The organism is Luteimonas sp. S4-F44, from assembly GCF_022637415.1.
Classification (GTDB): domain Bacteria; phylum Pseudomonadota; class Gammaproteobacteria; order Xanthomonadales; family Xanthomonadaceae; genus Luteimonas.
Map to the genome: position 1 here is coordinate 1,924,777 of NZ_CP093340.1, position 26,332 is coordinate 1,951,108.

23 protein-coding genes and 1 tRNA gene are annotated in these 26,332 nt (G+C 69.9%); 13 read left to right on the forward strand and 11 right to left on the reverse strand.

Annotated features, from left to right (window positions below; all coding sequences use genetic code 11):
• Positions 1 to 6 precede the first annotated feature (6 nt).
• On the forward strand, positions 7 to 822 hold the full coding sequence (locus MNO14_RS08770) for a M23 family metallopeptidase (RefSeq protein WP_241943393.1): 816 nt from the start codon (positions 7 to 9) through the stop codon (positions 820 to 822).
• Between the two features lie 1,011 nt (positions 823 to 1,833).
• On the forward strand, positions 1,834 to 5,133 hold the full coding sequence (locus MNO14_RS08775; RefSeq protein WP_241943394.1) for an autotransporter serine protease: 3,300 nt from the start codon (positions 1,834 to 1,836) through the stop codon (positions 5,131 to 5,133).
• A 106-nt stretch (positions 5,134 to 5,239) separates the two neighbouring features.
• Here MNO14_RS08775 and folE2 read toward each other — a convergent pair whose 3' ends face one another.
• The 6 genes from folE2 to efp form a co-directional block, all read right to left on the reverse strand.
• Positions 5,240 to 6,151 (reverse strand): GTP cyclohydrolase FolE2, encoded by a 912-nt coding sequence (gene folE2 / locus MNO14_RS08780; protein WP_241943395.1) that lies wholly within the window; start codon positions 6,149 to 6,151, stop codon positions 5,240 to 5,242.
• Positions 6,152 to 6,265: 114 nt separating this feature from the next.
• A complete protein-coding gene (locus MNO14_RS08785; RefSeq protein WP_241943396.1) occupies positions 6,266 to 6,931 on the reverse strand; it encodes a phytoene/squalene synthase family protein in 666 nt (221 codons plus the stop codon).
• Complete coding sequence (locus MNO14_RS08790; protein ID WP_241946305.1) at positions 6,928 to 7,608, reverse strand: phosphoglycolate phosphatase; 681 nt, start codon at positions 7,606 to 7,608, stop codon at positions 6,928 to 6,930. Before MNO14_RS08790 ends, MNO14_RS08785 begins: the two co-directional genes overlap by 4 nt.
• Before the next feature lie 14 nt (positions 7,609 to 7,622).
• Positions 7,623 to 8,333: a bifunctional 2-polyprenyl-6-hydroxyphenol methylase/3-demethylubiquinol 3-O-methyltransferase UbiG gene (gene ubiG, locus MNO14_RS08795; RefSeq protein WP_241943397.1), complete on the reverse strand. Its 711-nt coding sequence runs from the start codon at positions 8,331 to 8,333 to the stop codon at positions 7,623 to 7,625.
• A gap of 10 nt (positions 8,334 to 8,343) precedes the next feature.
• Positions 8,344 to 9,690 carry a TRZ/ATZ family hydrolase gene (locus tag MNO14_RS08800; RefSeq protein ID WP_241943398.1) on the reverse strand — a complete coding sequence of 449 codons (1,347 nt, stop codon included), beginning with the start codon at positions 9,688 to 9,690 and terminating at the stop codon, positions 8,344 to 8,346.
• Positions 9,691 to 9,833: 143 nt separating this feature from the next.
• Positions 9,834 to 10,400 carry an elongation factor P gene (gene efp / locus MNO14_RS08805; protein ID WP_047135839.1) on the reverse strand — a complete coding sequence of 189 codons (567 nt, stop codon included), beginning with the start codon at positions 10,398 to 10,400 and terminating at the stop codon, positions 9,834 to 9,836.
• A gap of 96 nt (positions 10,401 to 10,496) precedes the next feature.
• Between efp and epmB the strand changes: the two genes are divergently transcribed.
• Positions 10,497 to 11,540: an EF-P beta-lysylation protein EpmB gene (gene epmB / locus MNO14_RS08810; protein WP_241943399.1), complete on the forward strand. Its 1,044-nt coding sequence runs from the start codon at positions 10,497 to 10,499 to the stop codon at positions 11,538 to 11,540.
• Between the two features lie 23 nt (positions 11,541 to 11,563).
• The gene (locus MNO14_RS08815) at positions 11,564 to 13,648 is read left to right on the forward strand and encodes an EAL domain-containing protein (RefSeq protein ID WP_241943400.1); all 2,085 of its coding nucleotides are present in this window, start codon (positions 11,564 to 11,566) and stop codon (positions 13,646 to 13,648) included.
• 286 nt (positions 13,649 to 13,934) lie between these two features.
• Here MNO14_RS08815 and htpX read toward each other — a convergent pair whose 3' ends face one another.
• A complete protein-coding gene (htpX, locus tag MNO14_RS08820; protein WP_241946306.1) occupies positions 13,935 to 14,840 on the reverse strand; it encodes a protease HtpX in 906 nt (301 codons plus the stop codon).
• 149 nt (positions 14,841 to 14,989) lie between these two features.
• On the opposite strand from htpX, the gene gluQRS reads away from it, so the two are divergent.
• The 4 genes from gluQRS (at position 14,990) to phbB (MNO14_RS08840) (ending at position 18,090) form a co-directional block, all read left to right on the forward strand.
• The gene (gene gluQRS, locus MNO14_RS08825; protein WP_241943401.1) at positions 14,990 to 15,892 is read left to right on the forward strand and encodes a tRNA glutamyl-Q(34) synthetase GluQRS; all 903 of its coding nucleotides are present in this window, start codon (positions 14,990 to 14,992) and stop codon (positions 15,890 to 15,892) included.
• Between the two features lie 54 nt (positions 15,893 to 15,946).
• Positions 15,947 to 16,687 (forward strand): acetoacetyl-CoA reductase, encoded by a 741-nt coding sequence (gene phbB, locus MNO14_RS08830; protein ID WP_241943402.1) that lies wholly within the window; start codon positions 15,947 to 15,949, stop codon positions 16,685 to 16,687.
• 142 nt (positions 16,688 to 16,829) lie between these two features.
• A complete protein-coding gene (phaR, locus tag MNO14_RS08835; protein WP_241946307.1) occupies positions 16,830 to 17,303 on the forward strand; it encodes a polyhydroxyalkanoate synthesis repressor PhaR in 474 nt (157 codons plus the stop codon).
• A gap of 43 nt (positions 17,304 to 17,346) precedes the next feature.
• Positions 17,347 to 18,090: an acetoacetyl-CoA reductase gene (gene phbB / locus MNO14_RS08840; RefSeq protein ID WP_241943403.1), complete on the forward strand. Its 744-nt coding sequence runs from the start codon at positions 17,347 to 17,349 to the stop codon at positions 18,088 to 18,090.
• 19 nt (positions 18,091 to 18,109) lie between these two features.
• Here the strand turns inward: phbB (MNO14_RS08840) and MNO14_RS08845 are convergent, their stop codons facing one another.
• Positions 18,110 to 19,021 carry a M48 family metallopeptidase gene (locus MNO14_RS08845; protein ID WP_241943404.1) on the reverse strand — a complete coding sequence of 304 codons (912 nt, stop codon included), beginning with the start codon at positions 19,019 to 19,021 and terminating at the stop codon, positions 18,110 to 18,112.
• A 33-nt stretch (positions 19,022 to 19,054) separates the two neighbouring features.
• Positions 19,055 to 20,887 carry a formylglycine-generating enzyme family protein gene (locus MNO14_RS08850; protein WP_241943405.1) on the reverse strand — a complete coding sequence of 611 codons (1,833 nt, stop codon included), beginning with the start codon at positions 20,885 to 20,887 and terminating at the stop codon, positions 19,055 to 19,057.
• A 108-nt stretch (positions 20,888 to 20,995) separates the two neighbouring features.
• Between MNO14_RS08850 and rnd the strand changes: the two genes are divergently transcribed.
• Both rnd and MNO14_RS08860 read left to right on the forward strand, forming a co-directional pair.
• Positions 20,996 to 22,126, forward strand: coding sequence for a ribonuclease D (gene rnd / locus MNO14_RS08855; protein WP_241943406.1), 1,131 nt, complete (start codon positions 20,996 to 20,998; stop codon positions 22,124 to 22,126).
• A gap of 13 nt (positions 22,127 to 22,139) precedes the next feature.
• Positions 22,140 to 22,215, forward strand: a tRNA-Ala gene (locus tag MNO14_RS08860).
• 97 nt (positions 22,216 to 22,312) lie between these two features.
• Here the strand turns inward: MNO14_RS08860 and MNO14_RS08865 are convergent.
• Both MNO14_RS08865 and MNO14_RS08870 read right to left on the reverse strand, forming a co-directional pair.
• Complete coding sequence (locus MNO14_RS08865; RefSeq protein ID WP_241943407.1) at positions 22,313 to 22,489, reverse strand: DUF3606 domain-containing protein; 177 nt, start codon at positions 22,487 to 22,489, stop codon at positions 22,313 to 22,315.
• Positions 22,490 to 22,556: 67 nt separating this feature from the next.
• Positions 22,557 to 23,354 carry an exodeoxyribonuclease III gene (locus MNO14_RS08870; protein WP_241943408.1) on the reverse strand — a complete coding sequence of 266 codons (798 nt, stop codon included), beginning with the start codon at positions 23,352 to 23,354 and terminating at the stop codon, positions 22,557 to 22,559.
• 221 nt (positions 23,355 to 23,575) lie between these two features.
• Here MNO14_RS08870 and lexA point away from each other — a divergent pair, with 221 nt between their 5' ends.
• The 3 genes from lexA (at position 23,576) to MNO14_RS08885 (ending at position 26,325) form a co-directional block, all read left to right on the forward strand.
• The gene (gene lexA, locus MNO14_RS08875; RefSeq protein WP_241943409.1) at positions 23,576 to 24,181 is read left to right on the forward strand and encodes a transcriptional repressor LexA; all 606 of its coding nucleotides are present in this window, start codon (positions 23,576 to 23,578) and stop codon (positions 24,179 to 24,181) included.
• On the forward strand, positions 24,181 to 24,795 hold the full coding sequence (gene imuA, locus MNO14_RS08880; RefSeq protein ID WP_241943410.1) for a translesion DNA synthesis-associated protein ImuA: 615 nt from the start codon (positions 24,181 to 24,183) through the stop codon (positions 24,793 to 24,795). The genes lexA and imuA overlap by 1 nt, the downstream gene beginning before the upstream one ends.
• A 111-nt stretch (positions 24,796 to 24,906) precedes the next feature.
• On the forward strand, positions 24,907 to 26,325 hold the full coding sequence (locus MNO14_RS08885; protein WP_241943411.1) for a DNA polymerase Y family protein: 1,419 nt from the start codon (positions 24,907 to 24,909) through the stop codon (positions 26,323 to 26,325).
• Positions 26,326 to 26,332 lie beyond the last annotated feature (7 nt).

Here is a 26,332-nt window from a genome sequence, read left to right on the forward strand (position 1 = left end):
CCACTGATGCCGACACGTTTGTTATTGCTGCTGGTCTGCGCCCTGCTCGTCCTGCCGCTCGCCGCCCAGGACACCGACGCGCTGCGCTTTCCAGAGCGCGTTGAGCAAGGCAGCCTGGTCGTCGGCAAGGTGCCGGCGGGCAGCCAGGTGCGCTACCGCGACCGCGCGCTGCGCGTCAGCGGCTACGGCACGGTGGCGCTGGGCATCGGCCGCGACGAGATCGGCCCGGTCCAGGTGCAGGTCATCGACCCGGACGGCCGCGAACACGTCGCGACGATCGCAGTCGCGCCACGCGACTGGCCGATCGAGCGCGTCAATGGCGTGCCGCCGGCCACCGTCAACCCGCCGCCGGCGATCGCCGAACGCATCCGCCGCGAGCAGGCGCAGGTCACCCAGGCGCGGACGCGCGACGACGCACGCGTCGACTTCGGCGGTCGTTTCCTGCGCCCGGTCGAGGGACGGATCAGCGGGCGCTTCGGGCGTGCGCGGTCGTACAACGGACAGCCCGGCGCGCCGCACTCGGGCATGGACATTGCCGCGCCGACCGGCACGCCGGTCAAGGCGCCCGCCGCCGGCATCGTGACCTTCGCCGCGCCAGACCTGTACCTGACCGGCGGCACGCTCTTGCTCGACCACGGCCATGGCGTGAGCTCGAACTTCCTGCATCTCTCGCGGCTCGATGCCAAAGTCGGTGACCGCGTCGAACAGGGCCAAGTGATCGGCGCGGTCGGTGCGACCGGGCGCGCGACGGGGCCGCATCTGCACTGGGGGATGAATTGGTTCGATATTCGGATCGATCCCCAGCTTGTTTTGGAGCGCTGAGGACGGGTCTCCGCGTCGTTCGCCTTTCCCACGCGCGGCGGCGCGTTCGTCAGGGTCGGGGCGTTGGGATCGTGGAGGCGCGGTTCGATGTGCGGATCGATCCCCAGCTTGTTTTGGAGCGCTAAGGACGGGTCTCTACGTGGTTCGCCTTTCCCACGCGCGGCGGCGCGTTCGTCAGGGTCGGGGCGTTGGGATCGTGGAGGCGCGGTTCGATGTGCGGATCGATCCCGAGCTTGTTTTGGAGCGCTGAGGACGGGTCTCCACGTGGTTCGCCTTTCCCACGCGCGGCGGCGCGTTCGTCAACGCCGCGACGTTGGGATCGTGGAGGCGCGCGCTTGGATAGACTTCTCTGTCATGACCGCGTCCAACATCCTCGTTCTGGCACTTCTCGCATTGCCCGCTGTCGCTGGGTGCACGTCGAAGCCGACGCCGGCGGCCCCCGGTGCATGGCCTGATGTCGTCAGGCCGCAGGGGCCGAGATTGACGCAGCCAGGTGAAGAAGTCGCGCAATCGCGCGTGCGATTTCCTTCTACTGTCGTGCGCGGCGCCAGGATAGAAGGTCGGGCACCGCCCGGCAGCACAATTCACGATGGTCAGCGCGTGACCACGGTTGGCGCCGATGGCCGAGCTTCCTTGCAGGCCCCCGAACGCGAGGGGGACTGGATGCTACGGGTCGAACGTCCCGGACAGTCACGCGCGCTAACGATCCGGGTCCGTGTCATCGACGCGGGCAAATGATTGACATAGGGTGCGCCCCATTCCCTTGCCGCGTGTCCCGGTTAACATGGATGAACGCCAGCTGCACAGGTCACACCGCCAGCGGCGTTTGTTCAGTCAATCTAGGGAAGCAGCATGACTCGAAGCAAGACCGTGACACCCTCGCGCAACATCCGCATTTCGCGCTCGCGTCTCGCACTCGCCATCTCCTGCGGTGTCCTGGCACTCGCCTCTTTGCCAGTTGCAGCGCAGACGGCTTCATCGGAAAGCACGCATTCCGCAGTCGAGTCCGCAATGTCCCGGACATTCTTCGATCGGGCATCCACTACGATTCAAGCACAGCCGGCATTGTTCGCAGAGGGGTTCAGCGCGCGCTGGCGTCTGCGCGACGCCGCCCACGCCCAGCTGGCATCGGCTGGCACCGGACAGGCATCGCTGGCCGCCGACACGCCGGCCCAGCCTGCGGATCCGACGTCGTGGATCACCGAGGAGTTCCAGGCCGACTGGGGGCTGGAGGTCATCAATGCCCATCATGCCTACGCGCGCGGCCTGAGCGGCGCTGGTGTGCGGCTGGGGCTGCTGGACTCGGGCGCCGGTTTCGATCACCCCGAATTCGCGGGCAAGGACCATCGCGGCATCACGATGGCCGACGTGCTCGATGATGGCTCGCTATGCGGCCAGACCGGCGTGCTCGATGGCCCGGACGCCTGCTTCTACTCCGAAGGCGACCAGGTCGCGGTGGAAGGCGAGTACTACGATCCGTCGCTGGCGCCACTGTTCCCCAACCCCGCCAATGACCACCTCTGGGGCAATACGTTGTTGGCCTTCAACAGCCACGGCACCCATGTCTCGGGCACGATCGCTGCGAACCGCGACGGCAGCGGTATGCATGGCGTCGCCTGGGGCGCCGACCTGAGTTCCGCACGACTGTTCAACGACAGCCTGACCATCGTCGATATCCCGTGCATCTTCTTCAACCAGTGCACCACCTTCTCGACGTCGGCCGGCAGCGATGCGTTCGCCCAGATGTACGGGCAGGCGGCCGACCACGGCGTGCGCGCGATGAACCACAGCTGGGGCTACACCTACATCGCCACCACGCCGGAAGAGGCGGCGCAGTACCACGAACTGCTGATGAGCATTCCTTCGGTGGCGGCAACGCTGGAGACCATGGCCGAGGCCTCCCGCACCTCAGGCATGCTGCAGGTAGTGGCAGCGGGCAACAGCGGTACGAACCCGTCACCGGAAGCCAGCCCCCAGGCCAGCGCGCCGGCGTCACTGCCGTCGATCTTTCCGGACATCGAGCAGTACTGGGTCAGCGTCGTCAATCTCAACGAAAGCGGCGTGCTGAGCGACCGTTCGATGAAATGCGGTATCACCGCGCAGTGGTGCCTGGCCGCGCCGGGCAGCCTGATCACCTCCACCGTCTACGACAACGACCTGCTGGAAGGCGACTGGAGCGTCGATGACGCGGGCAACCTGCGCTACGAATTCTCCAGCCGCGAAGGCGTGCCCGGATTCGCCGACTACTCGGGCACCTCGATGGCAGCGCCGCACGTGACCGGTGCACTGGGCCTGCTGTTCGAGCGATTCCCCTATCTCGAAGGCCACCAGATCCGCGACATCATGCTGACCACCGCGACCGATCTGGGCGAAGAAGGCGTCGACGAGATCTATGGTTGGGGCCTGCTCAACCTGCAGAAGGCGATCGAAGGCTACGGTCAGTTGCGCGTCGACACCGATATCGTCATGGACCAGGCCGCGGGCGGCACCAAGGTCTGGGACGGCGATGCCTGGGACGACTGGACCAATGACATCGGCGGGCCCGGCCGACTGGGGTTCCACTCCAATGCGGGCGGTTGGCTGCGCCTGTCGGGCGACAACAGCTTCAACGGCGCCACGGTCACCGGCGGCACGTTGGAGTTGGCGGGCCGCAATGCGCTGGCCGACGACGTGCTCGTCCAAGGCGGGCGTCTACTGATCGCCGAAGATGGTCGTCTGCAAGACACCGCGCTGACGGTGACCGGCGTTGTCGACGGCCAGAGCGGTGCGATCCTCGGACGCGGTGTCGCGGTTGTAAACGGCACGGTCGAGGGCGGGCAGACGCGCGTCGAGGCTCTCGGCACGCTGGGGGGCAGTGGCACGCTCGGCGACACCTGGGTCGCCGGTACGATCGCGCCGGGCAACTCGATCGGCACGCTGGTCGTCGATGGCGACTACGTGCAGACCGCCGATGCCACGCTGGTCGCCGAATTGCAGCCGCCGAACCTGGCCGACCTGCTGTCGGTCACCGGCTCGGCCACGCTGTATGGCGGCACGCTTGTTGCCAGCCGCTTGCCTGGCACCTACCTGCTCGGCCAGCAGTACCGCATCGTCTCGGCACAGGGTGGCGTGACCGGCACCTTCGACACCGTCGACACCAGTGCGCTGTCGCCATTCCTGTCGCTGTCGCTGCTGTACGGGCCGAATGCCATCGATGTGGGCGTTGCACGTGGTGCGGCGCTGGCGACCGCGGCGCAGACCGGCAACCAGCGTGCCACGGCGGCGGCGCTCGATGCACTGCCCGACGACCAGGGCCTGCTGGTCCCGCTGACCCAACTCGGGGAAGCCGGCGCACGCAACGCGTTCGATCAGCTCTCGGGTGAGATCCACGCTAGCGCGCAGCAGATCCTGATTGACAGCGGTCGCCTGGTCCGCGATGCCGCCCTCGCCCGCGCCTCGGCCGGACACGACGGCTTCGGCGGTCTGCGCGATGCCGACGCGAACACCGGCGCATGGGTCGAGGTCCACCGCCAGGGCGGCCGGGTCGGCGGCGACGGCAATGCTGCGCGTGCGCAGTACAACGGCACCGCAGCGCTGGTCGGCATCGACCGTCAGTTCGATGGCGGCTGGCGGGTCGGTGCCTTCGGCGGCGTCGGCAGCACCGACTTCGACGTGCGTAGCCGCGCCTCCAAGGGCGATGCCGACACGCGGCACGTGGGTGTCTACGGCAGTCAGACCTGGGACGGCCTGGGTCTGCGTGTGGGCTACACCTACGCATGGCATGAGCTCGACGTCGAGCGAGACGTCGCATTCGCCGGCTTCGCCGATGGCGTGCACGGGCGTTACGACGCGACCGCCTGGCAGGCCTTCGCGGAACTGGGCTACCGCTTCGGCAACGAGCGCTGGGAACTGGAACCGTACCTGCAGTACGCCCATGTCGAACTCGACCACGACGGCTTCGTCGAGGACGGCGGCGCCGCGGCGCTGCGCGGCCGCGACGGCGATACCCGCGTCGACCTGACCACGGCCGGCGTGCGCTTCAACGTCAACCTGCGCGGCACCGCCCAGGCGCAGAGCTGGCTGAGCCTGCGCGGCAACCTGGGCTATCGCTACGCCGGTGGCAACCAGGTGCACGACGCGCAGTTGTCGTTCGATGGCAGCCGCTGGTACGGGGTGACCAGCCCGTCGATCGCCGACGAGGCCACCTTGGTCGAGTTGGGCATCGCCGCCCGGACATCGGCCAACAGCCTGCTGGAGATCGGCTACAGCGGCGCGTTGTCGGACGACGCCCGCGACCACGGCGCCAGCGCCCGGTTCTCGCTGCAGTTCTGAGTGCCCCTGCAATCGGCACGAACAAAAGGGGCGGCTTCGGCCGCCCCTTTTCATTGCGGCGGTGGGCCGCGAAAACGAAGGGTCACCCCCGTTACAAGGGCCGCGGTCAGCCGCTGACGCGCGCCACCGCGTCGTGCGCGTGCAGGCTTTCGAAGTGAGCGACGGTCGCCTCGAACCTCGCGACGCGCGGGTCGGCGGTCAGCACCGCGGCGACGCGCCGGGCGGCGTCCTCGCAGAACATCAGGTGCTCGGCATTGAGCGCGGCGAATGCCTGCTCGTCCTCGCGCTTGACCGCAGTCTGGACCGGCGTACCGAGCGCGAGTTCGAGTGCGTCGATCAATGACAGGACCGGCAACGCATCGACATCGGGCGACAGCCGCAGACGCACCGTCGCGCGGCTGCGCTGGGCATGCGGGGTCGCCGCCAGGCCGCGCGGCGAGGCCAGCCAATCGTGCACGGCGTCGAAACTCGGTGCGCTGCCGGCGAAGTCCACTGCGAACCGCGCCGCGTTGAGCTGGCGCGACAGCGCCGCCGAGGCCGGGCAGGTGCTGGAGTACTCGACCGAGAGGGTCAGCGTGAGCGCCAGGCCGTCCGGGCCCAGCACCGCGTCGAGTTCGATCGGATAGGTCTTCCAGCCGCTGTGATCGCTGGCCAGGGCGCGGCGCCGCAGCAACTGGCCGTACTTCAAGGTCAGTTGCACGCGATCGGCGAGGCCGCGCTGGGAGTCGATGCAATCGGCCAGCACGCGTGCAAGCGTGTCGCGCCCGAGCGTCTCGCGCGCCAACGCGTCCTGCAGGTGCAGATACAGCCGCGACATGTGGATGCCGCGCGCATCGGGATCGATCAGGTTGACGCCGATATCGGCGCGCGCCGGCACGGTGACCGCCTGCCCGTCGCCGTCCTCGATACGCAACGGCAGCGCGATCTCCGCCATACCGACCCAGTCGAGCAGGCGCGCCGCCTGGGCCTGGTCGCCAGCGACATCGGGAAGGACGGGGGGACGGACTGGATCGCTCAAGGCTGCGCTCGCGGGGGGGGGACGGGACGACACCCTTGCGGGCGTGGGCCACGCAGTTTAACGACTCTGCCGGCTGCCGCTCTGCAACGCAGCGTGTCGCAAGGGATGTGGCGCTCAACCGCGCGCCGCGCGCCAACCCAGCCAGAGCACGGCCAGTCCGTTCGCAGGACGCAGTTGTCCGTGGCGGGCGAGCGCCCGCAGACGCGCGGCGAGGATCGCGTTGCCGATCCGACGCGGCCGGGTCCCGCCGTCGCGCTGCGGCCAGCGAGCAAGCAGGCGCGCGGCCAGCGACTGGTCGCCGCGCAGCATCGCCTGCGGTGCCAGCAGCGGTGCCGCGGTGATACGTCCGTCCCCGCTGTCGCGGCGTCCGTCGCCGAACAGCACCATCTCGCACGCGGCCACCGCCAAGGCGAGGTCGTGCAGCCGCTCCAGATGCGCGGCCGGCTCGGGCACCGCGTCGCGCGTGGCCGGCAACAGCCGCAGCGCGAGCGCCAGCGTGCCCCAGGGGGCGGCGTGCCGTTGCAGATGCACGGCCAGCGGATGCCGGCGCGCGCCCTTGTCCCAGCCCTGCAGTTCTTCCTGCCACCAGGCCAGCTTGGCCAGTCCGGGTGTCGGGTCGCTACCGCCCCAGGCGGCCTCGCCGAACTCGTCGAGCAATGCGAACCAGGCCTGCACCCGCTCGCGCAGGTCCGGGGCGACGAAGGCCAGGCCGATGCGCCATTCCGGCCATCGCGCCTGCCACTTGGCCAGGAAGTCGTCGTCGTGCGGGGCGGCGCTCATGTCGGACGCGGCCAGGCGGCGGGGTGCGCCAAGGCATCGGGCGTGTCGAGCATCGCATCGCCCTGCCAAGCGATCGGATCGTCGTCGTCCAAGCGATACCCCCACAGCGCGACGATCGACGGCATGCCGGCCGCACGCGCGGCGAGGATGTCGCGCGCGTCGTCGCCGACGTAGACGCAATCGCGTGCTGGAATGCCGATCACACTGGCAGCGTGCAGCAGCGGCAACGGATGCGGCTTGCGCTCGGCCAACGTGTCGCCGCCGATCAGGACCGCGCAGCGGTCCTGCCAGCCGAGCTGCGGCAGGATGCGTTGCGCCAGCCCTTCGGGCTTGTTGGTGACGATGCCCCAGCGCGTGCCGGCGGCCTCGAGTGCGGCCAGCATCGCCTCGACGCCATCGAACGGGCGGCTGTGCCGGCCCAGTTCCTCGCCGTAGACCGCCAGGAACTCCGGTACCAGCGCGACCACGCCGTCGGCATCGAGCTCGGGGAACGCGACCGCGGCCATCGCCCGCGCGCCACGCGAGACCACCGGGCGGATATCGGCCAGCGCCAATGGCGGGCGGCCGCGCGCGTGCCGCATCCGGTTGACCGTCGCCAGCATGTCGGGGGCGCTGTCGAGCAAGGTGCCGTCGAGATCGAACAGCGCGCCGGCCGGGAATGTCGTGGGGACCTGCACTGCCGCGGTGCCGCTCACGCCGGCTTCCGCGCCCAGGCGACGTAGTTGACGTCGGTCCGGCGGACCAGCCGGGCGGCGTTGCGCCATGGCTCGTACATCAGGCCACTGACGTCCTCGAGCTGCAGATCGGCTTCGCGCAGCCAGCTGGCAAGCTCGGAAGGTCGGATGAAGCTTTCGTAGCGATGGGTGCCGCGCGGCAGCAGCCGGGCGACGTACTCGGCGCCGACAATCGCCAAGGCGAATGCGGCCGGGGTGCGGTTGAGGGTGGACACGAACAGGTGGCCGCCTGGGCGCAGCAGCGTCGCGCAGGCCTGCAGGATCGCCGCCGGATCGGGCACGTGCTCAAGCATTTCCATGCAGGTCACGACGTCGTAACTGGCTGGACGCTCGGCGGCCAGCGCCTCGACCGACTGCACGCGGTAGTCGGCCTGGATGCCGGTTTCCAGTCCGTGCAGGCGCGCGACCTTGATGAGGTCCTCGGCCAGGTCGATGCCGGTCACCTTACCGCCGACCCGGGCCATGGCTTCACTGAGCAGGCCCCCGCCGCAGCCGACGTCGAGCACGTCGGCGCCATCGAGCCGGGCGCGGGCGCGCACGTATTCCAGCCTCGCCGGATTGAGCGCATGCAGCGGGCGCTGCGGCCCGTCGACATCCCACCAGCGGCTGGCCAGCGCGCCGAACTTGTCGAGCTCGGCCTGATCGTAGTTCTCGTGTCGAGCGTTCATGCGGACCTCGTCATGCGCCGGTGCGTAGCGTTGAAATGCGGTCCCGCCACTGGCGGGCATTGGCAGTGATCGCCTCGAGATCGAACCCAAGCAGCGCGCGCTCGCGCAGCTTGGGCTGGCCTGCGATCCAGACATCGCTGACCTGGTGGCGACCGGTCGCGTAGATCAGTTGCGAGACGACATGGTGCAGCGGCTGGGTCTCGATCGGCGACAGGTCGACGCAGATGAGGTCAGCCTGCTTGCCGACCTCGATCGAGCCGATCCGATCGCCGAAGCCGATCGCGCGGGCGCCGCCGAGCGTGGCCGCGCGCAGCGCGGTGAACGCGTCGAACCCGGCCGCGTCGCCGGCCACCGCCTTGGCCAGGATCGCCGCGGTGCGGGTCTCGCCGAACATGTCCAGATCGTTGTTGCTGGCCACGCCGTCGGTGCCGATCGCCACGTTGACGCCTGCGCGCTCCAGCGCGCAGGCCGGACAGAAGCCCGAGGCGAGCTTGAGGTTGGACTCGGGGCAATGCACGACGCTGACGCCGCGCTCGGCGCACAGGTGGATCTCGCCCTCGGTCAGCTGAGTCATGTGCACCGCGATCAGGCGATCGTTGATCAGGCCCAGCCGGTCGAGCCGCGCGATCGGCCGCTGGCCGTACTGCTGCAGCGACTGCTCGACCTCCTGGGCGGTTTCGTGCAGATGCAGGTGGATCGGCACGTCGAGCTGGTCGGCGAGCATGCGCACGCGCTCGAAATTGGCGTCGTTGACCGTGTACGGCGCGTGCGGTGCGAACGCGGTCGCGATCAGCGGGTCGTCGCGCCACTGGTCGTGGACCTCGCCGGCGCGATCGAAGTACTCGTCGTCGCTGCTGGCCCAGGCGGTCGGAAAATCGATGACCGGCAGGCCGATACGCGCACGGAACCCGTGCTGGCGGTAGACCGCGGCCTGGACGTCGGGGAAGAAGTAGTTCTCGTTGACGCAGGTGGTGCCGCCGCGCAGCATCTCGGCCAGCGCCAGCGTGATGCCGTCGGCGACGAACTCCGGCCCGATCACGGCGGCCTCGACCGGCCAGATGTGCTGCTGCAGCCACACCATTAGCGGCAGGTCGTCGGCGATCCCGCGCAACAGCGTCATCGGGTTGTGGGTGTGCGCGTTGACCAGGCCGGGCAGCAGCGCCGACTGCGGGCGGCTGACCGTCTGCGCGGGCGCGAAGCGCTGCCGCGCCTCGGCGATCGGCAGCACGGCGACAATCTCGCCCCGGTGCACCGCGACGGCGTGATCGTCGAGGACGACCGCGTGCGGCTCCACCGGCACGACGTGACCGGCTTCGATCAACAGGTCGATGGACTGGGGAGCGGAACTGTCTGTCATGCGTGACCTCGATCGATGCGACGGAAGCGGTCAGCTTGCCAGACCGCAGAGCGCCGCCGCGCGGCGCGCCGAACACGCGTCCCGCCGAAGCGGGAACGCGGCCACCGTCGCGCGGATCGCGCTGCAGTGGCGTTGCGGATCGATCACTTGACGCGGCTGACGTACTCGCCGGACCGGGTGTCGACCTTGATGACTTCCTCCTGGCCGACGAACAGCGGCACACGGACCACGGCGCCCGTCTCCAGAGTCGCCGGCTTGCCGCCGCCGCCCGAGGTGTCGCCGCGTACGCCAGGATCGGTCTCGGTGATCTGCAGTTCGACGAAATTCGGAGGCTGGACCGCAATCGGCGTGCCGTTCCACAGCGTCACCACGCACTCTTCCTCGCCCTTGAGCCACTTCTCCGCGCCCCCCATGCCGGCCTTATCGGCCTGCACCTGCTCGAACGACTCGGGATTCATGAAGTGCCAATACTCGCCGTCGCTGTAGAGGTACTGCATGTCGGTATCGAGCACGTCGGCCGCTTCGACCGAATCGGTGCTCTTCATGGTGATTTCCTGCACCCGGCCCGTGCGGATCTGGCGGTACTTCACGCGCGTGAACGCCTGCCCCTTGCCCGGCTTGACGTATTCGGTGTCGGTGATGACCGCGGGCTCGTTGTTGACCAGGATCTTCTGGCCATTCTTGACGTCGTTCATGCCATAACTGGCCATCGCTCGCTCCTGCTGGGCCGGCGTCGCCGGCGGCTACACTATGAGGTTTACCGGCAGCGGTGCACGCGGCCGGCTCGAATTGGATCGCAGTCGCACATGATACCCGCAGCCCCCCTTCCGACGCAGCCGCGCCGCTGGCAGCAGCTCTGGCGCGATGCCGTGCGCGATCCGCGCGAGTTGCTCGACCTGCTCGGCCTGCAGGCGCAGGCGCTGGGCCTGTCGCCCGAAGCGGCGGCCCAATTTCCGCTGCGGGTGCCGCGCGGCTTTGTGGCGCGGATGCGTCCGGGCGACCCTACCGACCCGTTGCTGCGCCAGGTCCTGCCGCTGGATGACGAACTGCGTCCGGCGCCGGGCTTCGGCCTGGACGCGGTCGGCGACGGCGCGGCCAAGGCCGGCCATGGCGTGATCCAGAAATACGCCGGGCGAGCGCTGCTGGTGGCGACCGGCAGCTGCGCGGTGCATTGCCGCTATTGCTTCCGCCGCCATTTTCCCTACGCCGAGGAAACCGCAGCGGCCGGCGGCTGGGGCGCGGCACTTGCAGCGATCCGCGACGATGCCTCGATCGAGGAGGTCCTGTTGTCGGGCGGCGACCCGCTGTCGCTGTCGACCGCCAAGCTCGTCGAACTGACCGATGCGCTGCGCGGCATTCCGCATGTGCGTCGCCTGCGCATCCATACCCGGCTGCCGATCGTGTTGCCCGAGCGGGTCGACACCGAACTGACCGACTGGCTGTCCGCACTGCCCTGGCCGCTGGTGATCGTGGTCCACGCCAACCACGCCAACGAGTTCGACGGCGAGGTCGATGCGGCGATGCGGCGCCTGCGCGCCACCGGCGCGGTACTGCTGAACCAGGCAGTCCTGCTCAAGGGGGTCAATGACCGCGTCGAGACGCTGGCGGCCTTGGCCGAGCGTGGGCTCGAGGCCGGCGTGCTGCCCTACTACCTCCACCAGCTCGACCGCGTGGCCGGTGCGGCCCATTTCGAAGTCGACGATGCCACCGCACTCGCATTGCACGCCGCGCTGGTCGCCCGGCAATCGGGCTATCTGGTGCCGCGCCTGGTCCGCGAGGTCGCCGGCGACACCTCCAAGCGCGCGCTGACCGGCACGCCGGATGGACGCCTGGCGCCCCCCGTGGCATAAGGCGCACTTCACAGGAGGCCGCCATGCCAGACAGCAACGCCGATTCCGCGCTGCGCCTGTTGATCGTCGACGACCGCGTCGAGGATGCCGAGGCGGTCGTGAGCGGATTGCGCAATGCCGGCATCGCGGTCCGCCCGTTGCGGGCGACCTCCTCAGAGGAACTGGGCCGCCTGCTGGTCGGCCAGGTGATCGATGTGGCGATCGCCGCGCATGCGGCCGTCACCCTGCCCTTCGCCCAGGCGATGCAGTGCATCGCCGACAGCGGCCAGGACATCCCGGTCATCGTGCTCGTCGACGCGCTCGATGAGACCGCATTCGTCGACGTCATGCTCGGCGGCGCGCGCACGATGGCGCTGCGCCACGCGCCGCAGCAGCTGCTGGTGGCGGTGCGCGATGCCTGGGCCGATCGCCAGGCGCGGCGCAACCTGCGACTGCTCGAGGCCCGGCTCCGCGAGAGCGAGCGCCGCAGTGACGCGCTGATCGACTCCTCGCGCGATCCCATCGCCTACATCCACGAGGGCATGCACATCCGCGCCAACGCGGCGTACCTGGAAATGTTCGGCTACGGCGACTTCCAGCAGATCGAAGGCGTCTCGCTGCTGGACATGGTGGCGCCGCAGCATGTCGATGCTTTCAAGGCCCTGCTCAAGTCGCTCAGCCGCGGCGAACCGCCACCGCTGCGCCATGAGATCGAGGCCCGCGATGCCGATGGCCATTCGTTCCCGGCCGCCATGGAGTTCACCGCCGCCCAGTACGAGGGCGAGCCCTGCCTGCAGGTCGTATTCCGGCGTCGGGAGCTGATCGATCCGGAGCTCGCGCACGAGCTCGAAGCGCTCCGCCAGCGCGACCACGTCACCGGCCTGCTCAATCGCCCGGCATTCCTGCGCGAGCTCGAGGACGCTGTCGACGATGCCGCGCGCGGGCAATCGCGGCACGGCTTTCTGCTGATCGAACCCGACCGGCACCAACAGTTGCTAGCCGACATCGGCTTGGACCATGCCGACGACCTGCTCGCCGCGGCCGCCGCCAGGCTCCAATCGCTGCTCGATGCGTCGGCCATCGCCGCGCGCTACGGCGGCACGACCTTCGCCGTGCTGCTGCGCGAGGGCGACTACCACGCCACGGCGGCCCTGGCCGAGCGATTGCGGGCGGGCTTCGCCGACCATGTGTTCGACGTGGGCGCGCGCTCGACCGTGGTGACACTGAGCATCGGCGGCATCCAGATCGGCGAAACCAGCGCCAATGTCGGCCAGGTGCTGGCACGCGCGACGCAGGCGCTGGAGTCGGCATCCGGCGCTGGCGGCGACCAGTGCGAGGTGTTCGACCCGGGCGCTGCTGACCGGCTGGAGCAGGAGCGGCTGCAGCTCTGGATCGCGCGGCTGCGCACCGCGCTCGATCACGATGGGTTCGTGCTGCATTACCAGCCGGTGGTCAACCTGCAAGGCGATACCGCGCCAGTCTACGAATGCCTGCTGCGGCTCGACGGTGGCGATGGCGAACTCGTCGCGCCGGGCACGTTCCTGCAGATCGCCAAGGATCACGGCATGCTCGCCCAGATCGACCGCTATGTGGTCGCCCGCGCGATCGCCGCGATCGCCCGGCGCCTGCACGAGGGGCGGCCCACCACGCTGTTGGTGAAGGTCAGCGAGGCGTCGCTCGAGGCGGCAGGGCTGGCGACGTTCATCGGCGAGCAACTTGCCCGGCATCAGGTGCCGGGCAAGTACCTGGTCCTGCAGTTGCCCGAGTCCAAGGTGTTCACGCATCTCAAGGCGACGCAGGCGTTCGCGGCCCATGTCGCGCGCTTCGACTGCGCATTCGCGCTCGAGCAGTTCGGCGCAGGACTGGATTCGTTCCAGTTGCTGACCCATCTGCAGCCGAATCTGCTCAAACTCGACCGCAGTTTCACCCAGGGGCTGCCGACCAATGCCGAGAACCAGGCGCGCCTGGGCGAGATCGCGGCGCGGGCACGCGCGCTCGGCATCCGCACGATCGCCGAGTTCGTCCAGGACGCGGCCAGCATGTCGATCCTGTTCGCCGCTGGCATCGACTACGTGCAAGGCAATTTCCTCGCGCCCGCCGGCCCGGGCATGCACTACGACTTCGAGTAGCTCATCGGTTTCGCCCTAGGCAGAAATCGGCCTAGGCCGCGTAATAGCGCTGCGCAAAGCGATCCTCGCGGTCGGGAATCCACTTTCCAAGGCAAATCCACACCCGACTCCGGATGGGCATCGGCCTGCCGGCCGGAAGCCGCTCTCCCCTCGGCAGGCCGATGCGCGTCCGAAGGAAGATGGCTCTCACGGCAATCCCCCCTCATCTGAAAAAGGCCAATCAAGAGAAAGCCAAAAGAAAAAGCCCGCCGAAGAGGCGGGCTTTTCGTTTCACTGCAGCGAAAGCTCAGGCCACCACGCCCTGCCGGATGCTGCTGCCGTCGAGATTGGCATGGCGCAGCGCGGTGATGCGCTCCTCGAGCGGCGGATGGCTCATCAGCAGGCGCTTCAGGCCGCCACCGACGCCACCGCTGATGCCGAACGCCGCAACCTGCTTGGGCAGCGTGCTCTCGCCGTAGGTCTGCGCCAGCCGCTCGAGCGCGGCGATCATCTTCTCGCGACCCGCCAGCTGGGCACCGCCAGCGTCGGCGCGGAACTCGCGATGGCGCGAGAACCACATCGCGATCATCGACGCGAACAGGCCGAAGATCATGTCGAGCACGAACACGATCGCAAAGTAGGCAATGCCGCCACCGCCATTGTCGCGGCCGCCGCTCAGGTAGCCGTCGATCGCCCGGCCGACCACGCGGGCCAGGAAGATCACGAAGGTATTGAGCACACCCTGCAGCAGCGTCATGGTCACCATGTCGCCATTGGCGACGTGGCTGACCTCGTGCGCCAGCACGGCCTCGGCCTCTTCGCGGGTCATCGCACGCAGCAGACCCGTCGACACCGCCACCAGCGAAGCGTCGCGGCGGGCGCCGGTGGCAAATGCGTTGATCTCCGGCGCATCGTAGATCGCGACCTCCGGCATACCGATGCCGGCCATCTGCGCCTGGCGCTGCACGGTGGTCAGCAGCCAGCGCTCGGCCTCGTTACGCGGCTCGGTGATCACCTGGGCACCGGTGAAGCGCTTGGCCGACCACTTGGAGATCGCGAGCGTGAAGAAGGCGCCGCCGAAGCCGAACAGGGCGGCAAACACCAACAAGCCGGCGTAGGTGGATGGATTGATGCCGAGAACGGCCATGACGATGCTGACCAGGGCCAGCACGGCAAAGTTGGTGGCAATGAGGAGGGCGTAGCGCTTGAGCATCGGGGGCCTTTTGAAGGTCTGCCTGCGTCTGGCGGGAATCGGAGTGTGTGCGAAGAATTTGCGCACGCACCTCCATGATTTCAATTCACGGGCGGCGATGCCACAGTGTGCGCCCCGTGACAGTTCATGTTCGAGACAGTTCCGGCGCGATGTCGCCCCCTGCCCCGCCTCCATGCGGCCGCTTCGCGCCGTCCCCGACTGGCCCCCTGCATGCCGGCTCGCTGGTCGCCGCGCTCGGCAGCTGGCTGATGGCCCGCCGCAGCGGCGGGCAGTGGCGGGTGCGAATCGAGGATGTCGACCGACCACGCGAGGTCGCCGGCGCCGCCGACGCGCAGTTGGCGATGCTGCGCGCCTGCGGCCTGGACTGGGACGGCGAGGTCGTGCGCCAGAGCGCGCGCGGCGCCCTGTACCAGTCGGCGCTCGACCAGCTGCTGGCCGACGGCCACGCGTTCGTCTGCCACTGCAGCCGCAGCGCGCTGGCGGCGTCCGGCGGGATCCATCGTGGGCGCTGCGTTGCCACCCACCCTCGCCCGGACCCGGCGATCCGCTTGCGCGTGCCGCCGGATACGCGGATCGCCTTCGACGATGGGCTGCGGGGACGGATCGAGCAGGACCTGTGGGCGGAGGTCGGCGACTTCGTGCTGCGGCGGGCCGACGGGTTGTGGGCGTACCAGTTGGCCGTGGTCGTCGACGATGCCGACCAGGGCATCACCGACGTGGTCCGCGGCGCCGACCTGCTCGATTCCACGCCGCGGCAGATCCTGCTCCAGCGACGGCTCGGGCTGCCCACCCCGCGTCATGCGCACTTGCCGCTGCTGCGCGACGCCGCCGGGCGCAAGCTGTCCAAGTCTCTGGGTGCGCAGGCGCCCGACCCGGCCGATCCCCTGCCTGCGCTGCGCGCGGCCTGGCAGGCGCTGGGGCAATGGCCGTTCACTGCCGACAACGTGCAGGCCTGGCGCGTGCACGCGCTCGAACGCTTCGATCCGGCACGGATTCCGATCGCCGATCCGGTGGGTGCATCGCCCACTGGACGCGCTTGTCAGCATGACTAGACTGGCTGGTCGTCGCCATGGGGGCGACGCCTGCATCGCAACGGGAGGGCGGCAATGAGCGCACGCGTGGCATTGGTCACCGGCGGCACCGGCGGTATCGGCACGGCCATCGTCAGGCGCCTGGCCGACAGTGGCTATCGCGTCGCCACCAACTACCGCAACGCCGAGAAGGCCGAGGCCTGGCAGCAGCAGCTGCGCGAGGCCGGCTACGAGGTTGCGATCGCGTCCGGGGATGTCTCCGACCACGTCGAGGCCGAGCGCATGGTGCGCGAGATCGAGTCCCAGCTCGGGCCCATCGACATCCTGATCAACAACGCCGGCATCACCCGCGACGGCACCTTCCACAAGATGCACGCGCTGCAGTGGCAGGACGTCATCAACACCAATCTCAACTCGGTCTACAACGTCACCCGCCCGGTGATCGAAGGCATGCGCGAGCGCAAGTGGGGGCGGATCATCCAGATCAGTTCGATCAACGGCCTCAAGGGCCAGTACGGCCAGGCCAACTACGCCGCCGCCAAGGCCGGCATGCACGGCTTCACGATTTCGCTGGCGCGCGAGAACGCCAAGCTCGGCATCACCGTCAACACGGTCTCGCCCGGCTACGTCGCCACCGACATGGTGATGGCGGTGCCCGAGGAGGTCCGCGCCAAGATCGCCGCCGACATCCCGACCGGCCGGCTGGGACGCCCGGAGGAGATCGCCTACGCGGTGAATTTCCTGGTGGCCGAGGAAGCGTCGTGGATCACCGGCTCCAACCTCGACATCAACGGCGGCCACCATATGGGGTGGTGAGGGCGCGATCGCGCCACGCGTCCATACTGCGGCGGACGGTCCACGGCGCCTTGCGGCCGGCCGCATTCATGCCTTGTTCCAGTTGCGCCCCCTTCCCCGCTGCGCCATGCTGCGCGGCATCAAAGACTTGAGTACCGGCTTCATGGGCGCCACGCGCATCATCAAGAAGTACCCGAACCGTCGGCTCTACGATACGGAAATCTCCAGCTACATCACCATCGAGGACGTGCGCCAACTCATCGTCGACGGCGAAAACTTCGAGGTGCGCGACGCCAAGAGCGGCGAGGACCTGACCCGCTCGGTCCTGCTGCAGATCATCTCCGACCAGGAGTCGGACGGCGAGCCGGTGCTCTCGACCCAGCTGTTGAGCCAGATCATCCGCTTCTACGGCGATTCGATGCAGGGGTTCATGGGCAGCTACCTGGAACGCTCGATGCAGGTCTTCCTGGACCAGCAGCAGCAGTTCCGCCAGCAGATGGGCGGCCTGCTGGGGCAGACGCCGTGGGCGATGATGAACCAGCTCACCGAGCGCAATCTGGAGATGTGGAAGGAGTTCCAGAAGACCATGACCGGCGGCGTCCACAACGACCGCCCGGGCGACAAGCGCGGCCGCTGAGCCGGCACGCATCGTGTCCGCGCCCGACCGGACGCCCGCGCACATGCGCGCGTCGCCTCGGATCGCATTGGTCACCGGCGGCCTGGGTGGAATCGGCCGCGCGATCTGCAGGCGTCTGGCCGCCGATGGCTGCCACGTGATCGCCGCCGACCTGGCGCGCGATCCTGCGCGGCCCGAGAGCGGCCGCGACCCGGCCGCGCCGCAGGTGGAAACGCTGGCGCTGGATGTCAGCGACTTCGACGCCTGCGCGGCGGCGGTCGCCGACATCGAGGCACGGCATGGCCGGCTCGACATCCTGGTCAATGCCGCCGGCATCACCCGCGACGCCACCCTGCGCAAGATGACGCGTGCGCAGTGGGATGAGGTGCTGCACATTGACCTGGGCAGCGTGTTCAACCTCTGCCGCCACGCGGTCGAGGGCATGACGACGCGCGGCTTTGGGCGCATCGTCAACATCGGCTCGGTCAGCGGCCAGACCGGCAATTTCGGCCAGACCAACTACGCCGCGGCCAAGGCCGGCCTACACGGGTTCACGATGTCGCTCGCACGCGAGGTTGCGGCCAAGGGTGTCACCGTCAACAGCCTGTCGCCCGGCTACGTCGCCACGCCGATGACCGCGGCGATGCCGCCCGAAGTGCTGGCGCGCACCGTCGCCAGCGTGCCGGTGGGCCGCGTCGGCCAGCCCGACGACATCGCCCGGGCGGTCGCGTTCCTGGCGGCCGACGACGCCGGCTACATCACCGGCGTCAACCTGCCAGTCAACGGCGGCTTGTTCATGAGCTTCTGAAGCGCCCGGCCGCGCGCGGTCAGCGTGCGGCGGTCTGCGCGTCCTCGCAGAACTTCGCCCGGTACTCGAGCGCCTTGGGCATCAGCGCTTCCAGGGTCTGGATGCGGGTGCCGGGATTGGGATGGGTCGAGGAGAACTCCGGCGGCGCCTGCCCGCCGCTGGCCTCGCCCATGCGCTGCCACAACGGCACCGCTTCGCGCGGATCGAAGCATGCCGCCGCGGCGAGCATCAGCCCGACCTCATCGGCTTCGGTCTCGTGCTTGCGCGCATAGGGCAGCAGATAGCCGTAGCCCATTGCCGCCATGACCATCTGCTGTTGCTGGGGATCCATGCCGCTCATCGCGCCGGCGGTCTGGCCGATCTGGGTCAGCCGCTGCTGGGCCATGCGCTGGGCGCCGTGCCGCAACAGCGCATGCGCGATCTCGTGGCCCATCACCACCGCCATCGCATCGGCGTTCTGCGCCACCGGCACCAGTCCGGTGTAGACCGCCATCTTGCCGCCGGGCAGGCAGAAGGCGTTGGCCTGGTCGGACTCGATGACGTTGACCTCCCAGTCGAAGTTCTCGGAAAAGCGTGTCGGTGCCAGGCCGTGCTCGCGCGCCAGCTCGGCCTCGACCACGCCGACCTTGGCGATCAACCGGTCGGCGATCGCGCGCACATCGCGGGCGACCGGGCTGTCAGGCGCCACCGCACGCTCCTGGCCCAGGATCTCCTGATAGGCCTGCAGGCCGAGCGTCTTCTCGTCGTCGACGCTCAGGCCACGGTCGATCAGCACAGTCTCGCCGGTGACCGGATCGACCGAGCGGTTGGAGATGTAGTAGTACGCGCCGTAGAGCCCGAACAGCAGCAGGATCACCCACCGCAGGTTGAAGCCGCGACGTGGCGCACGGCCGGGCTGTTGCCTGTCGCGCCCGAAGGGATCCTGTCTCATCTCGTTCTCCAGTGCCGGCAGGACCGGCGGCAGTCAAAGGTCGCGGACGACGCGGAAGCCGATTCTGGCATTGGTCGTGTCGACGGAGGCAAGTGCCCGCCAGCTGGCCCGGGTCTGCGCCGGCGAGCTCGCCCACGAGCCACCCCGGATCACCTGGTCGCGGCAGCCCGGGTTCACCCAGGCCGAGCCATCCTCCGGCGCCCGGCGGTAGGTCGCATGCCAGCAATCGGCCATCCACTCGCTGACATTACCCGCCAGGTCGTACACGCCCCAGCGATTGGGCGGGAAGCTGGCGACCGGGGCCGGTCCCCAGTAGCCGTCGCCGTAACCGGGGAATGCATTGCCCCAGGTCCGCCCCGAGGGCGAACGGTCGAGTGCGCCGGTGACGTTGCCGGCCTCCGGCGGCGGGGTCCCCTCGCCCCACGGCCAGCGCTCGCTGGTGCCGGCGCGATAGGCGTATTCGAACTCGGCCTCGCTCGGCAGCCGGTAACGCTGCCCGCTCTGCGCCGACAGCCACTCGACATAGGCCTGGGCGTCCTTGGCGCTGACGTGCAGCACCGGCATGGTGTCGCCGGCCGGGCGGCCGACATAGTCCGAGCGCCAGTCGACGTTGCTGCGGCGCAGGAAGTTGCCGGTGCGTTCGTCGTAGACCATCGAGAAGCCGCGGCGCATGGCGCGGGTCTGATAGCCGGTCGCCTCGATGAAGCGACGGAACTCGGCGACGCTCACTTCGCGCACGCCCATCGCGAAGCCGCGTTCGAACCGGATCGCATGGCGGGGCTTTTCGTTGTCGTCCGCGATCTCGTCGCCAGGCAGCGCGCCCATCATGAAACCGCCGTGCGGCAGCACGACCAGCTGCGGCCCGCGCGCGCCGCCTTCCAGCGCATCGGTGAACACCTGGCCGGGCCGGAAGTCGCCGTAGTGGACCGCCCGATCGATGCGCTCGCGCAGGTCCAGCGCCACCGGGTCACCGGGGGACGCGATCGCCAGAATCTCGGCCAGCCGTGCACGTGCGGTCGCCACGCCGTTGATCTTCGGCAGCGCCTCGACGCCGGCATCGCGCAGCCGCTGGATGCGCACCGCGCGCATGTGTGCGATGCGCCGCTCGGCATCGGGCACGGTCGCAAAGCCGGGCCGGACGGTCGTGGCGTACGCCAGCCAGCGCGCGGCGGTGCGGAAATCGCCCTGCGTGCCGGCGTCCTCGGCGCGCCGGATCAGCGCGCTCTCGACCGCGGCCAGCCCCTGCAGCGCCCGCGGCTGGCCCGGTCGCAACGCCGCCGCCTCGCGGAAACCGGCCAATGCGCCGCCGCCCTCCTCGCCCAGTTCGCCGGCGGCGAGCGCGCGCTCGGCCTCGCGGTTGAGGTCCCACAGCCGGTCGCTCTCGTCGACGCGTTCCAGATACCGGACCACGGCCTCGTCGTCGGCCGCGAGGTAACGCGCGACTGCGGCGAACTCGTGCGCGGCGCGCAGGCCGGCGATCGAATCGCGGTTATCGGCCTCGTCCAGCGCGCGATCGCCCAGTGCGAGCAGTTTGGCCTGCGCCCGGCGCAGTCCAGAGCGCGCCGCGCGCTCCTGACCGGGCACCTGCTGCAAGGCCAGATACAGCGGGATCGCCGAGTCGGCGGTCGCATGCAGGTCGTCGGCGGCCAGCGCGTCGGCGGCACGCTTACGGGCCTCGTCCGCCGCTTCGGGGGCGATCGCGACCGGTGGCGGCTGCCAGTTGAGCTCGCCGGCGATCCGGTCGTCGCCGCTGATGGTCACGCTGCCATCGCCGCCCGAGACCTTTTCGCTGCGCGTATCGCCGTCGCAGCCGCTGCCCAGCAGCAGCAACGCGCTCAGCACTCCGACCACGACGACTGCGCGCAACGCTGGCTCCCATGACCGCATCGCGTCAGATTAATCGATCACAGCCGGGGCGACGATGCGCCGGCCTCACGATTGCCGCTCCCGCATGCCGCCGTTAGGCTGTCGCGCATGCCTTCTTCCAATGCCTGCTGGATCGACGATCCGGCAACCCTCCAGACCCGACTCCAGACGGCATTCGCCCGCGTCGGGCTCGACACCGAATTCATCCGCGAGCGGACGTTCTGGCCCCAGCTGGCCCTGGTGCAGGTCGCGCTCGAACGCGACGACGGCGGCATCGATGTGCTGCTGGTCGACCCGCTGGTGCCCGGCATGCTCGACGCGCTGCGCCCGCTGCTGGCCGATCCGGCCATCGTCAAGATCATGCACAGCGCCAGCGAGGACCTGGTCGCGCTGGGCCATGCCTGCGGCGTGGCGCCGGCGCCGTTGTTCGACACCCAGATCGCCGCGGCGCTGGCCGGCACCGGCTCGGGGATGGGCTACCAGCGGCTGGTGCAGGACACGCTCGGCATCGCGCTGCCCAAGGGTGAAACCCGCTCGGACTGGTTGCGGCGGCCGCTGTCGCCGACCCAGCTCGACTACGCCGCCGACGATGTCGAGCATCTGTTCGCGCTGCACGAAACGCTGGCCGCGAAGATCGCGGTGCTCGGCCGCGAGGCCTGGCTGCAGGAGGACTGCGCGCGGCTGGTCGCGACGGCCGGCAACATGGAAGGCGAGCGTTGGCCGCAACTGGGCGGACGCACCGGCCTGTTCCTCGATGCCGACGCGCAACGCCGCTTGTTGCGTCTGCTGCGCTGGCGCGAACACTACGCCCGCAGCCACGACCGGCCACGCAGCTGGATTCTCGACAACGAACTGGCAACGCTGCTCGCACGCGACCCGCCGGCCGATCCCGACGCCCTGCAGCGCCGGCTCGACGCCCATCCCAAGGCCCCACGCAAGCTCGGCGCCGCGATCTGGGACGCGCTCGTCACCGAACTGCCCGATGAGGCCGAGGCGCCGATCGCGCGCGCCGAAGAGCCTGACCGCAAGCGCCTGAAGCAACTGCAACAGGCGGCGTCCGCACGCAGCGCCGAACTCGGCCTGCCCGACGGCGTGCTCGCCTCGCGCAAGTGGCTCGAAGCCTTGGTCGAAGGCGCCGACTGGCCCGGCGCGCTGTCGGGCTGGCGCCGCGCCCAGCTCGAGCCCACGCTCGCGCCGTTGCTCGAAAAGGCTGGCGGCCTGCTCGAACGCTCCGTATAATCGCGTCCATCGTGGGGCGGTAGCTCAGCTGGGAGAGCGTCGCGTTCGCAATGCGAAGGTCGGGAGTTCGATCCTCCTCCGCTCCACCAAGTCATTCCCGGCTCGAAAACGAAGGGTTGGACGGTCCGCCGTCCAACCCTTCGTCGTTATGGCGCAGATGCACGCCGATGCGCTTGGCGATGCACGCTACTTGCCCAGATGGCGACGCACATCCTTCGCCATCGGCCCCACGGCCGCGACCGCGTCGCGCAACTGCTCGGGGGTGACATCCAGCGCCTGGGTCCAATAGCGAAGCTCGTAATCCTCGTCGACGTTGATGCGATCGCGATCGGCGGCGCCGGTCTTGCTTTTGTCGTCCGACATGGTGATCTCCCAAAGGCTGCGGTGCCGCCAGCTTCCCGCTGCGGGCGTGGGCCGTGTGTGAACCGCGTCAGCCGACCGCGACCTCGATCCAAGTCGGCGCATGGTCGCTGGCACCGGGCTCGAGCCGCAGCCAACGGTCCACGCCCGCCTTGCGCAGCCGGTCGGCCAGTACCGCGTTGACCAGCAGATGATCGATGCGCAGGCCGCGGTCGCGCTCGGCGTGCTGCCGGAAATGGTCCCAGAACGTGTAGACCCGCGCCTCGTCGCCGAGCACATGCCGCAGCGCATCGGTCCAGCCCTGCGCCAGCAGCCGCTCGAACGCATCCCGCACCTCGGGCTGGATCAGCGCGTCCTTGCGCCAGGCCTTGGGATCGTAGACATCCGCATCGGTCGGGATGACGTTGTAGTCGCCCATCAGCACCACCGGATGCGCCAGTCCGACCAGCGCGCGCGCATGCTTGGCCAGCCGCCGCATCCACGCGAGCTTGTAATCGAACTTGGGGCCGGGCTGCGGATTGCCGTTGGGCAGGTACAGCGCGCCGACCACGATGCCGTGCACCGCCGCCTCGATGTAGCGGCTCTGCGCGTCATCCGGGTCGCCGGGCAGGCCGCGCCGGCTCTCGACCGGGACCGTATCGCGGCCAAGCAGTGCGACGCCGTTCCAGGCGCGCTGCCCCTGCCAGATCGCCCCATAGCCGGCCGCTTCCAGCGCCTGGGCCGGGAACGCGGCATCGGCGGCCTTGAGTTCCTGCAGCGCGACGATGTCCGGGCGCGCCGCCTCCAGCCAGGCCAGCAACTGCGGCAACCGCTTGCCGATGCCGTTGACGTTGAACGTGGCCAGCTTGAGGGTCTTCTTGCGCGCCATGGCGCCGGGCTCCGGTGACGGGACTGCGTGCGTGGCCGATGTATCGGCGACCGCCCGCGGTGGGCCCCGACCATAGGATCGGCGCGATGGCCGGCGGGTGAAAAAGCGCTTCGCCGACATCAGGAAAACCGGGGTCAGAGTGCATTTTCGCCTGGCGAAATTGCACTCTGACCCCGGTTTTCACTCGCCAACCTGGGCCGGAAGGTGTACAAATGTACACCATGACTCCGCTCCCGCCCCAACGTGCCGCCGTGCTGGCCTTCATCGGCGACCGAATCCGCGCCGGCCGACCGCCGAGCCTGGCCGAGATCGCCGCGCACTTCGGCTTCGCCTCGCGCAGCGCCGCGCACAAGCATGTGCAGGCCCTGACCGCAGCGGGCCTGCTGGAGGCGCATCCGCATCACAAACGCGGCCTGACCCTGCCCGGCGAGGACGCGCGCCCGCCGCTGCTGGCGCTGCCGGTGCTGGGCCGGGTCGCAGCGGGCGTGCCGATCGGCGCCGACATCGGGCTCGACCGCCAGCTGTGGCTCGATCGCGGCGTGTTCTCGCTGCGGCCCGACTACCTGCTGCAGGTGCAGGGCGACTCGATGATCGACGACGGCATCCTCGACGGCGATCTGGTCGGCGTGCACCGCAGCGCCGATGCCCGCGACGGGCAGACGGTGGTCGCCCGGCTCGACGGCGAACTGACGATCAAACGGCTGCGCCGCGAGGCCGACGGCATCCGCCTGCTGCCGCGCAACCCGGCCTATGCGCCGATCGTGGTGCCGCCGGGCGCCGACTTCGCGATCGAGGGCCTGTTCTGCGGACTGGTGCGGCAGGGCTGATGGGCCAGGTCCTGCCCCTGGATGCCTTGCTGGCCGCACGCACGGTCTGGCACGCCGGCCGCGGGACGGCGACGGCCGGCGATGGCGAACCGACCGGCCTGGCCGCGCTCGATGCGGTATTGCCCGACCGCGGCTGGCCGCGCGGTGCGCTGACCGAACTGCTGCTGCCGGCCGATGGCGTCGGCGAGATCGCGTTGTTGCTGCCGGCGCTGGCGCGCATGACCGCCGCCGGCGGACGGGTGGTACTGGTCGATCCGCCCTACATCGCCTATGCGCCGGCCTGGCAGGCCGGCGGCGTCGATCTGGCCCGGCTGGAGATCGTGGTCGCACCGCCGCGCGATGCCCTGTGGGCCTTCGAGCAGTGCCTGCGCAGCGGCGCCTGCGCGGCGGTGCTCGGCTGGCCGCGCACCGCCGACGACCGGGCGCTGCGCCGGTTGCAGGTCGCGGCCGACGCCGGCGACTGCTGCGCCTTCGCCGTGCGCGACCGCCGGCATGCGGTCAACGCCTCCCCTGCCGCGCTGCGATTGGAATATCTGCCTGCCGACGATGCCTGGCAGGTGCGCAAGTGCCGCGGCGCGCAGCCACCGGCGCGCCCGATCCGACTGGCTCACTGATGTCCCCGCGCCCGCACCCACGCCACGCGGCCCCGACCGCGCAGCTGCCTGCCCGTCGGCTTCCGTGGCGCCGGCCGCGCGCCGTCGCCCGCGCGCAGGCGTGAGCCCGCCATGCTCTGGACCTGTCTGCTGCTGCCGCAACTGGCGCTCGACGCCGTCCTGCGCCGCCTCGACGATCCCGACGCGCCGCTGGCGCTGGTCGAAGGCCCGGCGCAGTTACGGCGCCTGCACGCGGTCAACGCGGCGGCGGCCGCCGCCGGCCTGAAAGCCGGCATGCGGCTGTCGGCCGCGCATGCACTGCTGGCCGACGTGAGCACCGTCGATCACGACGCCGGGGCCGAGGCGCGCTGCCAGCGCTTCCTCGCCGCCTGGGCCTATCGCCACAGCTCGCTGGTCAGCGCGCAGTGGCCGCGTGCGATCGTGCTCGAGGCCCAGGCCAGCTTCCGTCTGTTTGGCCCCTGGCCGACGTTCGAACACCGGCTGCGCCAGGAGCTCGACACGCTCGGCTTCCGGCACCGCATCGCGCTGGCGCCGACGCCGCGTGCGGCGCACGTGCTCGCCGGACTGCGCGACGGCCTGGCGGTGACCGAGCCGGGCGCACTGCGGGCCCTGCTCGACCGCGCCCCGATCCGGCGCGCGGCGCTGCCCGACGACGCCGGCGAGCGCCTGCACCGCATGGGCCTGCGCCACCTGGCCGACGTGCGCGGCTTGCCGCGCGATGCGCTGCGGCGCCGTTGCGGGGTCGCGGTGCTCGACCACCTCGACCGACTCTATGGCGACGTCGACGACCCGCTCGACTGCTATGCCCCGCCCGACCGCTTCGATGCCCGCGTCGAGCTGGGCTACGAGGTCGAGAGCCACACCGCGCTGCTGTTCCCGCTGCGCCGGCTGATCGGCGATCTGGCGACCTATCTGTCGATCCGCGACGGCGGCGTGCAGCGCTTCACGCTGCGGCTCGAGCACGCCAGCGGCCACACCGATGTCGAGGTCGGCCTGCTCGCGCCCGAGCGCGACCCGGCGCTGCTGTTCGAACTGGCGCGCAGCCGGCTCGAGCGCACCGGGGTCGACCGCCCGGTCGTCGCGCTGGGGCTGGTCGCCCGCCAGTTGCCGCCGTTCGTGCCGGCCAGCCGCGACCTGTTCGATCCGCGTCCGCAGCAGTCCGTGGACTGGCCACAACTGCGCGAGCGCCTGCGCGCGCGACTCGGCGACGAGGCCGTGCATCGCGTCGCCCCGGCCGGCGATCCGCGTCCCGAACGCGCGTGGCGACGCGTGTCCGGCGACGACGCCGCCATCGAAGCCGCTCCGCCCCGGCCGCCGCGCCCGGCGTGGCTGTTGCCCGAGCCGGTCCCGCTGCGCGACCCGCGGCTGCGCGTGCTGTCGGGGCCCGAACGGCTGGAAAGCGGCTGGTGGGACGATGGCGACGCGCGCCGGGACTACTACTGCGTCGAGACCTCGAACGGGCAGCGCGCCTGGGCCTTCGTGCCGGTCGGCGAACGCGACGGCTGGATGCTGCACGGGTGGTTCGCGTGACCGGCGC